Raw genomic sequence first — 13,825 nt, 5'->3', positions numbered from 1 at the left:
TGCGCACCTTCGCCTATCGGGCTACCAGCAAAGCCCATTCTGATGGAGACCAGATCATGAGCATCAAGCGCATTGCCCCCGGCCCCCGCATGTCGAAGGCCGTCGTGCATGGCAATACGGTCTATCTCGCCGGTCAGGTCGCCGACAAGGCGGCCGGCAAGAGCGTCGGCGAGCAGACCAAGGACATCCTCTCGATCATCGACGGGCTCCTTGCCGAGGCCGGCACCGACAAGTCGAAGCTGCTGATGGTCAATATCTGGCTCTCCGACATCTCGACCTTCGCCGAGATGAACGCTGTCTGGGATTCTTGGGTCTCGGCTGGCAACACGCCCGGCCGCGCCACGGTCGAGGCCAAGCTTGCCGGCCCGCAGTACACCGTCGAGATCGCGGTCATCGCCGCGGTCTGACCACGATTGCGCAGGGGTGGCGGGCTCGAAACGTGAATCCGGAACTCGCCACCATCCTGGCCCGTGTCTCGCAGCGCGAGGGCGTCCCCCCCGCGCTGCTGCTCGGCGTTCTCGCCTCGATGGCAGCGCCCGGCAAGACCGATTTCAGCCGCATCGAGCACGATCTCATCCGCAAGGCCGGCGACTACAAGGCCTTGCATGCCCGCCTGCTGAAGCCGTCCGGCGTCGATCCGGAACTCGACCGCCTGCGCACGGAGGCGGCGCGTCTGCTCGCCGAAGGGCGCCTTGCGGAGATGGATCGCATCCTGGCTCAGGCCGAGCAGCGAAACCTCGACGGCACGATCGCACTCGACAAGATGTCGAAGGAGCGGCTCCTGGCCGCCGCGGCTGGCCGCGGCGATCGCGCTGCCGCCGCGATCCTGCAGCTCAACCCGAAGGCCTATGGCGAGGCGGCGGAGCGCTTCGCGGAAGCGGCTCTGATCGCAGCTTCGGCCGACGCCGAGAGCGGGCGCGGCTATGCCTGGATGCAGGCCGATGCGCTGGCGCGCAAGGGCGCCGACTTTTCCGACAGGACCGCTTTCGTCGCGGCGATCGAGCAATTGCGCGGCATGCTCGCAAAGCTCGACAATTTCGATGAAACCGTGCCTTGGGCCGAGACGCAACTCAGGTTGGCGCGCTCGCTGACCGGCCTCTCGCATTTCGACGATGGCGGCAGGCTGCTGCGGCAGGTGGTCGAGATATATCGCATCACCCTCGACGATCTGACCCGCGCCAAGGCGCCGCGGCTCTGGGCCACCTTGCAGACCAGGCTCGGCGAGGCCTTGCTGCGCCTTGGCGAGACCGAGGACGATGCGACGCTGCTCGATGAGAGCGTCGCCGCCTTTCGCGCCGGGCTGTCCGGCCTGACGCGTGCGGATATGCCGCGCGAATGGGCGAGGCTGCAATGGGAGCTCGGCAAGGCGCATGTCGCGCTCGGCTTGCGCGCCAGCGGCGTCGCCGCATTCGAAGCGGCCGTGAACTGCTTCAAGCTCGTGCTCGAAGACCGTCCCCGCGAGAGCGTTCCGCTCGATTGGGCCGAGGTGCAGGATCGGATCGGCGCTGCGCTGGCTGGCCTCGCCGCGTATTATCGCGAGCCGGTCGTGCTGGAGGAGGCGATCGCTGCCTTCGACGCCGCACTGGAGGTCCGGCGTCGCGAGATCGTGCCCTCGCTCTGGGCACAAAGCGCGGCCAATCGGGCCGAGGCGCGGCTGGAGCTCGCAGACCGCACGCGCGAGCGCGCCGAGGCCGAGAAAGCGACCACGGAGCTCGTCATGGCGATCGAGACGCTGCGCGGTCATGGCCTCGCCGCCGAAGCCAAGCGACGCGAACCGAAGCTGCTGCGGGCCGCAGCCTTGGTCGAAGCCCTTCGGAAGGCCTGATCAGGCCGGAATCCGCAGCGCTGCGAGCCGCTCCAGCGCCTTGTCCAGCGTCGCGTCGTGCTTGGCGAAACAGAAGCGCACGACATTGCGTACCGCGCCCTCGGCATAGAAGGCGCTGACCGGGATCGCGGCCACGCCGTGCTCGCTTACCAGCCGCTGGCAGAAGGCGACGTCGTCGCTTTCGCCGAGCGGGCCGATGTCGACATTGAGGAAATAGGTGCCGGCACTCGGCAGCACGCTGAAGCCGAGATCTGTCAGGCCGGACGCGAAGCGGTCACGCGAGCGCTGGAAATCGGCGCGCATCCCCTCAAAATAGGCGTCGTTCTTGCCCAAGCCATAGGCGACGGCCGCCTGCAGGCTCGGCGGTGTCGTGAAGGTGATGTACTGGTGCGCCTTGGCCAGCACGCGCATCAGCTCGGGCGCCGCCATCACCATGCCGACCTTCCAGCCGGTCAGCGAGAAGATCTTGCCGGCCGACGAAATCTTGACCGTGCGCTCGCGCATGCCCGGTCGGCTCATCAGCGGCGCGTGGCGGTGCCCGTCGAAGACGACATGCTCCCAGACATCGTCGCAGATCGCGACCGCGTCGTGCCGCACGCAGAAATCGGCGAGCAGATCGAGATCGGCCGCGCTGAAATTGGTCGCGGTCGGGTTGAGCGGGTTGTTGAACAGCACCACCTTGGTCTTCGGCGAGAAGGCCCGCGCCAGCGCGTCTTCGCTGAGCCCGAAGGCGGGCGGTGTCAGCGTCACGAATTTCGGGACGCCGCCGGCGCGGCGGACCAGCGGCAGATAGGCGTCGTACATCGGCTCGAACAGCACGACCTCGTCGCCGGGGGAGACCAGCGCCATCAGCGCGCCGGCGATCGCCTCGGTCGCGCCGGAGGTGATCATCACCTCGGTTTCCGGATCGAGTTCGAGGCTCTGCCAATGGCGAAAATGCGTGGCTGTCGCCTGGCGCAGCTCCGGCAGGCCCATCATTGGCGGATACTGGTTCCAGCCATCGAGCACGGCCTCCGCCGCCTTGCGACGCACATCCTCCGGGCCGGGATCGTCGGGAAAGCCCTGGCCGAGATTGACGGCCTGGTGCTCGCGCGCGCGCCGCGACATTGTTTCGAAGATCGTCGTCGGAAGGGCGGAGAAGATCGGATTCATCGCGGCACTTCGGCTGGCTCAGGAACGGTGGGAGGCCGCCATAGCACGCGCAACGGCCGCGCGCATCGTCTCCGAAAAGCGATAGAATCTGCGGAGTGATGAATATTGACATTCGTCAGCAGTCAGTATTCTCTACCCCTCAGCCGGTTCACGCCAGCTTCTGCTGCTTCTTCGCCCCTTTGGAGCAGTGGGACGCTGACGTGGATCGGTGAGCTTTTTCTGAGGCTGGAACAGCATCAGCCGTTTCCGGCCATGCCTGAAGCGCGCTAGGCAGGGCCCATGCGTTCCTCCCGCCCAACCCCTGCGCTAATGCTGCTCGGCACCGGCTCCAATGTCGGCAAATCGCTGCTCGTCGCCGGCCTGTGCCGGCTCTTCGCCGATCGCGGCCTGAAGGTGCGTCCGTTCAAGCCGCAGAACATGTCGAACAACGCTGCCGCCACCGCGCATGGTGAGATCGGCCGGGCCCAGGCGCTGCAAGCGCGGGCGGCCCGGGTCGCGCCACATGTCGACATGAATCCGGTGCTGCTCAAGCCCGAGAGCGAGCGCGGCAGCCAGATCATCCTGCAGGGCCGCGTCGCCGGCCATCTCTCCTCGGGCGATTTCAGCCGGCGCGGCGATTTCATGCCCAAGGTGCTGGAGAGCTTCGCGCGGCTGAGCGACGGCGCCGACCTGATCCTGGTCGAGGGGGCGGGCTCGCCGGCGGAAACCAATCTGCGCGCTCGTGACATCGCCAATCTCGGTTTCGCGCGGGCGGCGGGCGTTCCAGCCGTGCTGATCGGTGACATCGACCGCGGCGGCGTCATAGCGAGCCTGATCGGCACGCATGCCGTGCTCGATGCAGACGATCGCGCCATGATCCGCGGCTTCGCGATCAATCGCTTTCGCGGCGATGTCGGACTATTCACGCCGGCGCTCGACACGATCACCATGGCTACCGGCTGGCCGAGCTTCGGCGTCGTACCCTGGTTCGCCGATGCCGTGCGCCTGCCGGCCGAAGACGGGCTCGATCTGATGCGCGACACGCCCGTTCGCGAGGGCGCGTTGAAGGTTGCGGTTCCGGTCCTGCCCGGCATCGCCAATTTCGACGATCTCGACCCTCTGAAGCTCGAGCCGGGCGTCGAGTTCGTCTTCGTCGGCCCCGGCGCGCCCATCCCGGGCGATGCCACCCTGGTGATCCTGCCAGGTTCGAAGACGACGCTGCGCGACCTCGCCCGACTGCGAGAGGAAGGCTGGGATATCGACATCCTCGCCCATCGCCGTCGCGGCGGCCATGTGCTCGGCCTTTGCGGCGGCTACCAGATGCTCGGCAAGACCGTGCGCGACCCGCTTGGCCTGGAAGGGCCGGCCGGGTCAGCTCCCGGCCTCGGCCTGCTCGATATCGAGACCGAGCTGACGCCGGACAAGACCGTGCGGGAGGTTGCGGTCGAGCATCCCGACAGTGGCACTATCGGCCGCGCTTACGAGATCCATCTCGGCACCAGCGACGGGCCGGACAGGGCACGGGCGCCGTTTCGCGTCGACGGTAGGCCGGAAGGCGCCCGCAGTGCCGACGGCCGGGTGGTCGGGACCTATCTCCATGGCGTCCTGACATCGGACCCGCTGCGACGTGCCTGGCTCGAAAATCTGGCGGGGAAATCGCTCGCGGCCGGAGAGGCCTACGAGCCCGCGGTCGAGGCGGCGCTCGACCGGCTGGCCGAGCATCTGGAGCGCCATCTCGACACGGAAGCGTTGCTCGAACTGGCCCGGTCGCGATCCCAATGTTGAAGGGCGGTTGGCGAAAAATTGTCAGGAGCGCACAAATAAAGCTTTGCCGTTCAATTTGTTGACGACTGACGAAATTCGTCATACTCAACAATGGCGTCCGCAGACGGCCTATGGGAACAAGTCACCAGACCGGGAAGTTGCCCCTGGCATGAGCACAATAGAGCGCGATACACGGCACGACATCATCGACGTCGCCGAGCGGTTCTTCCGCCAGATCGGCTACCAGAAGACCACTGTCGCCGACATCGCCAAATCGCTGCGCATGAGCCCGGCGAACGTCTATCGTTTCTTCGACTCCAAGAAGGCGATCAACGAGGCTGTCGCCGAGCGCTCGATGACCGAGCTCGAGGCGACCGTTGCCGCGATCGCGGCTGAAAAGCGCCCTGCCGCCGAGCGTTTGCGCGACATTCTGGCTGCGACCTGCCGCATCAACACGGCTCGTTATCTTGACAATCACCGCCTGCACGAGATGGTCGCCTGCGCCATGGAAGAGAGCTGGGACGTCATCCGTGGCCATATCGAGCGCTATGACGCCATCCTGCGCGCCGTCGTCGCCGACGGCATTGCCAAGGGCGAGTTCACCGCCCGTGATCCGATCACGGCGACCCATTGCGTGCGCATGGCGATGCTGCGCTTCTGTCACCCGCTTCTGCTCGGTCAGTGCGCCGAATTGCCGGGTCCGAGCATCGAAGAGATGATCGACTTCATCCTCGCGGGACTAGGTGCGAGCCGCCCTGCGGTCTGAGCGAGCGCTTCCAGCTGCGTTGACAAGGCGGCGAGGGAGCGAGATACCCCGCCGCACATGCTGACCCTCTCCAAACAGAGCGCCAAGAAGCTCGCCGTCATCGTTCATGACCTGGCGATGACCGCACTCGCGATCGTCTTCGTCTTCGCCGTGCGCTTCGACGGCTGGCTGTTCGACGAGCGGATGCGGCAATTGCCGACGATCCTGCCCTTCTTTGTCGCCTATGCCGGAGCGGTTTACTGGTTTTTCCAGCTCTATCGCTCGAAATGGCGCTTCGCCTCGCTGCCGGACCTGTCGAACATCGTCCGGGCGGTCACGGTTCTGACCCTGACCTTGCTGGTCGTTGACTACGTGCTCGTCGCGCCGAACCTCTACGGCTATTTCTTCTTCGGCAAGATCACGATCGTCCTTTATTGGCTGGTCCAGATCGCGCTGCTCGGTGGCCCGCGCCTGGCCTATCGTTATTTCAGATACTCCCGCACCAAGCACCAGGCGGCGCGCGAAGCGACGCTGCCAGCCCTGCTCCTGGGCCGTGGCGTCGATATCGAGATGGTGATCCGCGCCATGGAATCGGGGACCATGGGCAAGATGCGTCCTGCCGGTATTCTCTCGCCGCGCAGCGACGATCTCGGGCAATCCATTCGGGGCGTGCCGGTGCTCGGCCTGCTCTCGCAGATGGAGATCGTTGCGACCGACGCCAGTGAGCGCGGCGAGCCGTTCCGCCGCATCGTCGCAACACCGAGCGCCCTGGCGCCGGAGGCCGAGCCGGATAAGTGGCTGGCGAAGACGCGCAAACTCGCCATCCCGATTTCGCGCCTCGATACGCTCGGCGAGAGCATACGTGGCAGCGAGCTGGCGCCGCTCGAGATCGAGGATTTGCTGGTGCGCCCTTCGGTCAAGATCGACCGCGAGCGGCTCGAAGGCCTACTCAAGGGCAAGCGCGTCATCGTCACCGGTGGCGGCGGCTCGATCGGTTCCGAGATTTGCCTGCGTTGTGCCGCCTTCGGCGCGACGGAGCTGCTCGTCGTCGAGAATTCCGAGCCGGCGCTGTTTCACGTCACCGAGGCGCTGGCGGTGCAGGACTTGCCGATGCGGGTCACCGGTGCACTTGCCGATGTCCGCGATGAAGCCCGCATCGGCCCGCTGTTCAAGGCGTTCGCGCCCGACATCGTGATCCATGCCGCGGCCTTGAAGCATGTGCCCTATCTCGAAGCCGATTGGGGCGAAGGCATCAAGACCAATATCTTCGGCTCGGTCGCCGCCATCGAGGCGTCGATCGCCGCCGGCGCCGGCATCTTCGTGATGATCTCGACCGACAAGGCGATCGAGCCGGTCTCGATGCTGGGCGCAACCAAGCGCTTCGCCGAGATGTATGCCCAGGCTCGCGACGCGGAATTTGCCGCCGGCAATCGTGGAACGCGTCTCGTTGCGGTTCGCTTCGGTAACGTGCTTGGATCGGTCGGCTCGGTCGTGCCGAAATTCAAGGCGCAGATCGAACGCGGCGGGCCGGTCACCGTGACCAGCCCGGACATGATTCGCTACTTCATGACCATCCGCGAGGCCTGCGACCTGGTGTTGACCGCAGCCTCGCACGCGCCCGAGCACGAGGCGCAGGATGAACGCGCTGCCGTCTATGTGCTGAAGATGGGCCAGCCGCTCAAGATCATCGATCTCGCCGAGCGGATGATCCGCCTCGCCGGCTATGAGCCCGGCGTCGACATCGAGGTCGCGATCACCGGCGTCAGGCCAGGCGAGCGTCTGAACGAGATTCTCTTCGCCAAGGATGAGCCGATGGCCGAGACCGGGCTGGACGGCGTCATGGCGGCCAAGCCAATCTTCGCCGGCCGCGCCCGCTTGCAGAGCTGGCTCGACGAGCTGGAGCGGGCGCTCGCGGCGCAGGACCGACTCGGCGCCGAGGCAGTGCTCGAAGCGGCGATCCCGGACTTCAGCCGGCGCCAGCCGGGTCCGCCGCCAATCGCGCCAGAGCAGCCTTCGTCTCCGAAGGCGGTCGCCAGCCAGCGCTGAGCAAAGCGGTGGGCGAGGCGACGAGCCCGTTCGCCAAGCGCTCATAGGCATCTGCACGCCCGGCGAGTTGCGCTGCCAGCGCGAGCAGAGGCGGCGGAACCGCGATCAGCCCAGGCCCGCGTCCAAGGCCGGCCCGCATCGCGGCGAGCATCTCGGCGACCGACAGAGGCTCCGGATCAGCGGCGATGTAGCTGCGCCTTGCCGGGCAGGCTTCGCTCAGTGCGAAGGCGACCGCCTCGGCGAGATTCTCGACTGCCAGCAGCGAGCGCTTGGCCGAAAGCGCGCCAAGCGGCAGCGGCAGGGGAAGGTTCGCCAGCCTTAGCAGCGCCGCCATATTGGCCTTCACACCCGGCCCGTAGACCAGCACCGGCCGCAGCGCGACCCAGTCGATGTCGAGCCCGGCGAGGCCTTGTTCGGCTGCGAGCTTGGAGCGGCCATAGGCATCGGTCGGTGCCAGCGGATCAACTTCACTCAGCGGCTGATTGCTGATCGGCCCGCTCTGCGCCCGGATCGAGGACAGGAAGACGAAGCGCCGGACGCCTGCCGTTTGCGCCGCCTGCGCCAGCGCCAGCGTTGCGTCGGTGTTGACCGCCCGGTAGCGCTCTTCGGGGATCGTGCCATCTGCGTGGGCTAATCCGGCGCTGTGGACGACGAGATCGACGCCGCCGAGCAGAGGCCGCCAGTCGATCGGCGCGCCGAGATCGCCGATGGTGACATGCTCCATGCCGGAAGCGCCGATAGCTGCATAACGGCCGGCCGTGCGCAGCCGATAGCCGCGGGCGGCAAGGTCATGCAGGAGGTGACGGCCCACGAAGCCGGTCGCGCCGGTGAGCAGGATGCGTTCGCCACTCACGGCCGCGCCCGCTTGCGCGAGAAGCGGTAAAGCAGGCTGGTGGTCAGCACCAAGGCCGCCAGCAAGCAGGCGAGCTGGACCCAGAATCCAGATACGGTGATGCTGATCGCCGCAAGTGCAACCAGGCCGAGATTGAGCAAGAAGACCTGCGTGACGATCTCGATGACCCGAAAGCCGTTATCGGTCGCCTGCTGGTAGAAATGCGAGCGGTGCGCCTGCCAGACCTTCTCGCCACGCGCGAGGCGGCGCAGCAGCGTGATCGTCGAGTCCATGACGTGGTAGAGCGGCAGGATCAGCGCTGCGGTCAGCGCGCCGGTGCCGGCGAGGCGGTAGAGCAGATAGGCGCCGAGCAGTCCTAGCGGCAGCGCTCCGACATCGCCGAGGAAGATGCGCGCCACAGGCTTGTTGAATGGAGCGAAGCCGAGCAGCCCGCCAAACAGCGCCGCGGCGAGGAGGCTGGTGGCGGGGTCGATGACGCCATAACTCCCCCCGAGCGCGAGCGCGCCGGTCAGTGGTACCAGCCCCGCGAGCGTGATCCAGTCGATCCCGTCCATGAAGTTGAGGAGATTGACGAACCAGACGCCGGCGATCAAAGCGAGACCGCGTTCGGCCCAAAGCGGTAGCACTTCCGGCAGCAGGCGCACCTCAGGCGCGGCGTAGAAGACGACGATCCCGACACAGAGAAATTGCAGCGGCAGGCGCAGGCCGGGCGAGAGCGGCCTGATATCGTCCCAGGCGCCGACGAGCGCTAGCAGGGTGGTCGCCGCCATCACCAGGATGAGGCCTTGCTTTGCGCTCGCTTCCATCGGGATGAGGGCCAGCGCGAGCCCCAGTTCCAGGAAAGCACCGGCGAGCACGGCGATGCCGCCACCCTGCGGCGTCGGCGTGCGGTGGCTGGAGCGCGCATTCGGCCGCGCCAGCGCATAGCGCATCATCAGGGGCCGCAAAACCAGGCACAGCGCAAAGGCGAGGCCGGCGGAGAGGGCGATCAGCAGAATGGGAGCGAAGGGTTCCAAGGCGCGCGGACCATAGCCATACGGAGCCTTGCTGCAAGCGGCACTTGCATCGGCGAGCACAAAAAGAGAACATGGCGGGCATGGTCGTCGCCGATTCCGTCCTCAATCCGACGCCGGCTCGGCCGGAGATCACCCGTGCCGTCTGCCGCGGCGCCTCGCGTCATCTGCGCGAGCGCGGCTACGCCATCGTCAAGGAGATGACCTTCGCCAACGGCAGGCGCGGCGATATTGTTGCGCTCTCGCCCTCCGGCGAGCTCCTCGTCGTCGAGGTCAAGTCCGGGATCGAGGACTTCCGGGTCGACGGCAAATGGCCTGATTATCGCGATTATTGCGACGGCTTCCTCTTCGCGGTCGCGCCCGAATTTCCGTTGGAGATCCTGCCCGAGGATGTCGGCCTGATCGTCGCCGATGCCTTTGGCGGCGAGATGTTGCGCGAGCCGCCGCGCCATCAACTGGCGCCGGCACGCCGTAAGATGCTGACCATCGCCTTCGCCAGGCTTGCGGCGGGGCGCTTGGCGCTGCTGGAGGACCCTGGAGCCTAGCTCGCTGCGCGCTGCGGCAGGTTCAACGCCTTCGGGCCGATATTCAGGCTGATCTGCAGGCTGTCAGCGATGCGATGGGCGCGGTCGATGAACAGGAACTTGGCCGGGCCGGTGCAGAGCTCGGCGACCGTCGCCTCGAAGAGCGAAAGCCAGCGCTCGAAGTGCTGTATCTCGAGCGGGAGCGGCATATGGACCTGCTGCGGCTTGCCGCGATAGCGCCCGCTCATCAGCGTCACCGACGACCAGAAGTCCAGAGCTTGGCGAGATGCGGTCCCCAGTCCTCACCGAGCTTGGCGAGGAAGATCGGGCCGATCAGCGGGTCCTGCCGGACGCGGCCGTAGAAGGCCTCGACAAGCTCTGCGATCAGCTCTTCCGAAATCCGCTCCGGCAGCGGACTCCCTCTCATCGCGGGGCGCGCTTTGCCAGGATGCGCTGGAGGGTGCGCCGGTGCATTCCGAGCCGGCGCGCCGTCTCGGAGACATTGCGGCTGCAGAGTTCATAGACGCGCTGGATATGTTCCCAGCGGACGCGATCAGCCGACATCGGGTTCTCAGGCGGCACCGGGCGTGCATTCGGCCCGGCGGCCAGTGCCGAATGGATCTCATCGGCATCGGCGGGCTTGGCCAGGAAGTCGAAGGCGCCGAGCTTCACTGCGCTCACCGCGGTCGCGATATTGCCGTAGCCGGTCAGGACGACGCCACGTGCATCCGGGCGCTTTTCCTTGAGGCGGGCGATCACGTCGAGCCCATTGCCGTCGCCGAGGCGCAAGTCGATCACGGCGAAGGCTGGTGCTTCCTCCTCGACGGCCGCGAGCCCGGCCTGGACGGATTCGGCGATCCGCACCGAATAGCCCCGCCCTTCCATGGCGCGGGCGAGGCGATTCAGGAACGGCTTGTCATCGTCGACGAGCAGGAGGGACATATCCCTGCCGGCATTGTCGGTGAGTTCGCCTGTCGTCGGCGCCGTGTCCATCGCCATCATCTCCTCCGGGCGGACCTGCCCGGCTCACTATCCACTGTACCGATTGCGCGACGCGTTGAAACGCCGCAACGCCTCATTCTGTCGCATATGGGGCCAAAAGCTCCGGGTTTGAAGGTCCAGCCGGTCGATCGTCGCGCTCGAAGACCGCGCGCAGCCAGGTGATCCGGATGCTGGCGCCGGTCGCCGGCAGCGGCAAATTGGAGAATTCGAGCGTCGCGCCGCTGCGCTCCAGCAGTGTCTTGGCGATGAACAGGCCCAGCCCGAGGCCGCCGCCGGCGCGTGATTCCTTGTCATGCGAGCGCGAGAGATAGGGGTCGCCAGCTCGCATCAGCACTTCCGGCGTGAAGCCTGGGCCGTCATCGGCGATAGTCAGGATGACCGCCCCTTCCGTCCACTGCGCCGTGATCGTCACCTTGGAGCGGGCGAAGTCGACGGCATTGTCGACGATGTTTCCGAGCCCATAGTTCATGCCGGGATTGCGTCGGCAGACCGGCTCCGGCTTTTCGCCGATGAGTGCGATCTCGAAGGGCACGCCGAAGGGCCGCTGCGGCCCGGCCGCCTCCTCGATCAGCAGGCTGAGCGAGAGCTGGTCGAGCGGGCCGGCATCGTCGTCCTGCAACGAGGCGAGCTTGCCCAAAATGCCGCGGCAGCGCTCGACCTGCTCGCGCAGCAAGGTGATGTCTTCCGCCATCTCGCCCTCGGCCGGGGCGAGCCGCGACAGCTCGCGGGCGACCAGCGCTATCGTCGCGAGTGGCGTGCCGAGTTCGTGCGCAGCCGCGGCCGCGAGCCCGTCCAGCTGGGAAAGGTGCTGCTCGCGCGCCAGCACCAGCTCGGTTGCGGCCAGCGCTTCCGAGAGGTCGCGCGCCTCCTTGGCGACACGCCAGGCATAGATGCCGGTGAAGCCGAGCCCGAGCAGCAGCGCGATCCAATTGCCGACCTGATATTGCGGCGGCAGCACCGGCCGCCCCGTCCCGGCCCAGGGCAAAGGCCAGTGCAGAATGGTGAGCAGTGTCGCCAATCCGGCGGCGAGCAGACCCAGCGCCAGCGTGTGCCGCGGCGGCAGCGCCGTCGCCGAGATCATCACCGGTGCCAGGAACAGGATCGCGAACGGATTTTGCAGGCCGCCCGTGAGGTAGAGCAGCGCCGCGAGTTGGAGGATGTCGAAGCCGAGCAACGCCGTCGCCGCGCCCTCGCGCAGCCTGTGGCTCAGCGGAAAGCGGATGCGCAGCGCGATGTTGAGCCAGGCCGAGACCGCGATGACCAGGAAGCACCAGCCGAAGGGCAGGGAAAAGCCGAGGCCGAAATGGACGCCGGCGACGGCGACGCTCTGGCCGGCGATCGCCAGCCAGCGCAAACGCACCAGTGTGTCGAGCCGCAGATGCCGCGGCATGCCTCCGGGGGCGGATGGAATGAGGTCGGCGATCGTCACGGCGCGCAATCTTCGTAAAGCGCCTGGCGCATGGGGAGTAAGAAGCTGTGGCTAATCGGCATCACAAGGAAATCTTAGCCCTTTGAACGATTGAATGAGAACAAATTCCACTTAGGCTGCGTTCTCTGTTGCGGTGCATCGTGAATGCGGCGCTGCGAAAGAGCGAAAGGGCCACCATGTCGTTCGCCTATCACGCCTATGAAGCGGTTCATATGATGGTCAGCCCGGCGCGGGCTTTGTCCGACGCCATGCAGCTCGCCTTCAAGAACCCGGCGAATCCGCTGACCTATACCCCGTTCGGCCGCTCGGTCGCCGCCTCCTGCGAACTGTTCGAACGCAGCACGCGCCGTTATGGCAAGCCGGCCTTCGGGCTCGACGAGACGACCATGAACGGCGTCAAGGTGGCGGTCGAGGAGCGGGTCGTCTGGCAGCGCCCCTTCTGCAACCTGATCAATTTCGACCGCAAGATCGAAGGCCGGCGCAAGCCGCAGCCCAAGATCCTGCTGGTCGCGCCTATGTCCGGCCACTACGCGACCCTGCTGCGCGGCACCGTCGAGACCTTGCTGCCCGACCACGAGGTCTACATCACCGACTGGATCGACGCGCGCCTCGTGCCGCTCGCGGCCGGTAGCTTCGATCTCGACGATTATATCGACTACGTCATCGCCATGCTGCAGAAGCTCGGTCCGGACACCCATGTCATGGCCGTCTGCCAGCCTTCCGTGCCGGTGCTCGCCGCGATCGCACGCATGGAGGCCGAGGGCGATCCGTCTTCGCCGCGCTCGATGACCCTGATGGGCGGTCCGATCGACACTCGCCGCTCGCCGACCGCGGTCAACCAGCTCGCCATGGAGCGCGGTACCGACTGGTTCCGCCGCAACTGCATCACCCGCGTGCCCTTCCCGCATCTCGGTGCTTTCCGCGAGGTCTATCCCGGCTTCATGCAGCTCTCGGGTTTCATGGCGATGAACTTCGATCGCCATCTCACCGCGCATTACGACATGTACAAGCATCTCATCGAGGGCGACGGTGATTCGGCTGAGAAGCACCGCGATTTCTATGACGAGTATCTCGCCGTCATGGACCTGACCGCCGAGTTCTACCTGCAGACCGTCGACACCGTCTTCGTCAAGCACGCTTTGCCCAAGGGCGAGATGATGCATCGCGGCAAGCCGGTCGATCTCAAGGCCATTCGCGGCGTCGCGCTGATGACGGTCGAGGGCGAGAACGACGACATCTCCGGCGTCGGCCAGACCAAGGCGGCGCACGATCTGTGCGCCAACATCCCTGCCGACATGCGAGTCGAGTATATGCAGAAGGGCGTCGGCCATTACGGCGTCTTCAACGGCTCGCGCTTCCGTTCGGAGATTGCGCCGCGCATCTCCGACTTCATGCTGACGCTCGACATGAAGGCGGCCAAGGAACGCCGCAGCGAGACCGCGGAGACGGCGCGCAAGGCGCTGAAGGTCGCGAGCTGAGTTAAGCTCGCCCTC

General features: G+C 66.3%; 14 protein-coding genes. 7 read left to right on the top strand and 7 right to left on the bottom strand.

What is annotated here, in order from left to right:
* The first annotated feature begins 56 nt into the window (after nt 1-56).
* On the top strand, nt 57-407 hold the full coding sequence (locus BLM15_RS21215; protein WP_126114618.1) for a RidA family protein: 351 nt from the start codon (nt 57-59) through the stop codon (nt 405-407).
* Between the two features lie 32 nt (nt 408-439).
* Complete coding sequence (locus tag BLM15_RS21210; protein WP_126114617.1) at nt 440-1,825, top strand: hypothetical protein; 1,386 nt, start codon at nt 440-442, stop codon at nt 1,823-1,825.
* Here BLM15_RS21210 and BLM15_RS21205 read toward each other — a convergent pair whose 3' ends face one another.
* On the bottom strand, nt 1,826-2,977 hold the full coding sequence (locus BLM15_RS21205) for an aminotransferase (protein ID WP_126114616.1): 1,152 nt from the start codon (nt 2,975-2,977) through the stop codon (nt 1,826-1,828).
* Nucleotides 2,978-3,256: 279 nt separating this feature from the next.
* Here BLM15_RS21205 and BLM15_RS21200 point away from each other — a divergent pair, with 279 nt between their 5' ends.
* The 3 genes from BLM15_RS21200 (at nt 3,257) to BLM15_RS21190 (ending at nt 7,511) form a co-directional block, all read left to right on the top strand.
* Nucleotides 3,257-4,741 (top strand): cobyric acid synthase, encoded by a 1,485-nt coding sequence (locus BLM15_RS21200; protein WP_126114615.1) that lies wholly within the window; start codon nt 3,257-3,259, stop codon nt 4,739-4,741.
* Between the two features lie 148 nt (nt 4,742-4,889).
* Nucleotides 4,890-5,486, top strand: coding sequence for a TetR/AcrR family transcriptional regulator (locus tag BLM15_RS21195; RefSeq protein ID WP_126114614.1), 597 nt, complete (start codon nt 4,890-4,892; stop codon nt 5,484-5,486).
* A gap of 57 nt (nt 5,487-5,543) precedes the next feature.
* Nucleotides 5,544-7,511 (top strand): SDR family NAD(P)-dependent oxidoreductase, encoded by a 1,968-nt coding sequence (locus tag BLM15_RS21190; RefSeq protein WP_126114613.1) that lies wholly within the window; start codon nt 5,544-5,546, stop codon nt 7,509-7,511.
* On the opposite strand, the gene BLM15_RS21185 is transcribed toward BLM15_RS21190, so the two are convergent.
* On the bottom strand, nt 7,432-8,364 hold the full coding sequence (locus BLM15_RS21185; protein WP_126114612.1) for an NAD-dependent epimerase/dehydratase family protein: 933 nt from the start codon (nt 8,362-8,364) through the stop codon (nt 7,432-7,434). The two genes, BLM15_RS21190 and BLM15_RS21185, sit on opposite strands and share 80 nt — an antisense overlap.
* The gene (locus BLM15_RS21180) at nt 8,361-9,380 is read right to left on the bottom strand and encodes an MraY family glycosyltransferase (RefSeq protein ID WP_236846370.1); all 1,020 of its coding nucleotides are present in this window, start codon (nt 9,378-9,380) and stop codon (nt 8,361-8,363) included. The genes BLM15_RS21185 and BLM15_RS21180 overlap by 4 nt, the downstream gene beginning before the upstream one ends.
* A gap of 71 nt (nt 9,381-9,451) precedes the next feature.
* Between BLM15_RS21180 and mmcB the strand changes: the two genes are divergently transcribed.
* A complete protein-coding gene (gene mmcB, locus BLM15_RS21175; RefSeq protein WP_269467519.1) occupies nt 9,452-9,922 on the top strand; it encodes a DNA repair putative endonuclease MmcB in 471 nt (156 codons plus the stop codon).
* Here mmcB and BLM15_RS31960 read toward each other — a convergent pair.
* From BLM15_RS31960 to BLM15_RS21160, 4 genes are all read right to left on the bottom strand, one after another.
* On the bottom strand, nt 9,919-10,149 hold the full coding sequence (locus tag BLM15_RS31960) for a group III truncated hemoglobin (RefSeq protein WP_236846369.1): 231 nt from the start codon (nt 10,147-10,149) through the stop codon (nt 9,919-9,921). The genes mmcB and BLM15_RS31960 overlap by 4 nt on opposite strands.
* Nucleotides 10,150-10,154: 5 nt before the next feature.
* A complete protein-coding gene (locus BLM15_RS31955) occupies nt 10,155-10,328 on the bottom strand; it encodes a globin family protein (protein ID WP_236846368.1) in 174 nt (57 codons plus the stop codon).
* Complete coding sequence (locus BLM15_RS21165) at nt 10,325-10,900, bottom strand: ActR/PrrA/RegA family redox response regulator transcription factor (RefSeq protein WP_126114611.1); 576 nt, start codon at nt 10,898-10,900, stop codon at nt 10,325-10,327. The genes BLM15_RS31955 and BLM15_RS21165 overlap by 4 nt, the downstream gene beginning before the upstream one ends.
* A 76-nt stretch (nt 10,901-10,976) precedes the next feature.
* Nucleotides 10,977-12,293: an ActS/PrrB/RegB family redox-sensitive histidine kinase gene (locus BLM15_RS21160; protein ID WP_126116283.1), complete on the bottom strand. Its 1,317-nt coding sequence runs from the start codon at nt 12,291-12,293 to the stop codon at nt 10,977-10,979.
* A gap of 215 nt (nt 12,294-12,508) precedes the next feature.
* Between BLM15_RS21160 and BLM15_RS21155 the strand changes: the two genes are divergently transcribed.
* Entirely contained in the window at nt 12,509-13,810 is a 1,302-nt protein-coding gene (locus BLM15_RS21155; RefSeq protein WP_126114610.1) for a polyhydroxyalkanoate depolymerase, read from the top strand.
* Nucleotides 13,811-13,825 lie beyond the last annotated feature (15 nt).

Source organism: Bosea sp. Tri-49 (assembly GCF_003952665.1).
In the GTDB taxonomy this organism is placed as follows: domain Bacteria; phylum Pseudomonadota; class Alphaproteobacteria; order Rhizobiales; family Beijerinckiaceae; genus Allobosea.
The sequence above is the reverse complement of the archived record's forward strand: the minus strand, read 5'-3'. Positions and strand labels throughout refer to the sequence as shown.

Bases quoted from the DNA above. Each gene is read 5' to 3' on its own strand.
- BLM15_RS31955 (WP_236846368.1), bottom strand. From the start codon at position 10,328: ATGAGAGGGAGTCCGCTGCCGGAGCGGATTTCGGAAGAGCTGATCGCA.
- BLM15_RS21215 (WP_126114618.1), top strand. From the start codon at position 57: ATGAGCATCAAGCGCATTGCCCCCGGCCCCCGCATGTCGAAGGCCGTC.
- BLM15_RS21160 (WP_126116283.1), bottom strand. From the start codon at position 12,293: ATGCCGCGGCATCTGCGGCTCGACACACTGGTGCGTTTGCGCTGGCTG.
- BLM15_RS21190 (WP_126114613.1), top strand. From the start codon at position 5,544: ATGCTGACCCTCTCCAAACAGAGCGCCAAGAAGCTCGCCGTCATCGTT.
- BLM15_RS21165 (WP_126114611.1), bottom strand. From the start codon at position 10,900: ATGGCGATGGACACGGCGCCGACGACAGGCGAACTCACCGACAATGCC.
- BLM15_RS21155 (WP_126114610.1), top strand. From the start codon at position 12,509: ATGTCGTTCGCCTATCACGCCTATGAAGCGGTTCATATGATGGTCAGC.
- mmcB (WP_269467519.1), top strand. From the start codon at position 9,452: ATGGCGGGCATGGTCGTCGCCGATTCCGTCCTCAATCCGACGCCGGCT.
- BLM15_RS21195 (WP_126114614.1), top strand. From the start codon at position 4,890: ATGAGCACAATAGAGCGCGATACACGGCACGACATCATCGACGTCGCC.
- BLM15_RS31960 (WP_236846369.1), bottom strand. From the start codon at position 10,149: ATGAGCGGGCGCTATCGCGGCAAGCCGCAGCAGGTCCATATGCCGCTC.
- BLM15_RS21200 (WP_126114615.1), top strand. From the start codon at position 3,257: ATGCGTTCCTCCCGCCCAACCCCTGCGCTAATGCTGCTCGGCACCGGC.
- BLM15_RS21205 (WP_126114616.1), bottom strand. From the start codon at position 2,977: ATGAATCCGATCTTCTCCGCCCTTCCGACGACGATCTTCGAAACAATG.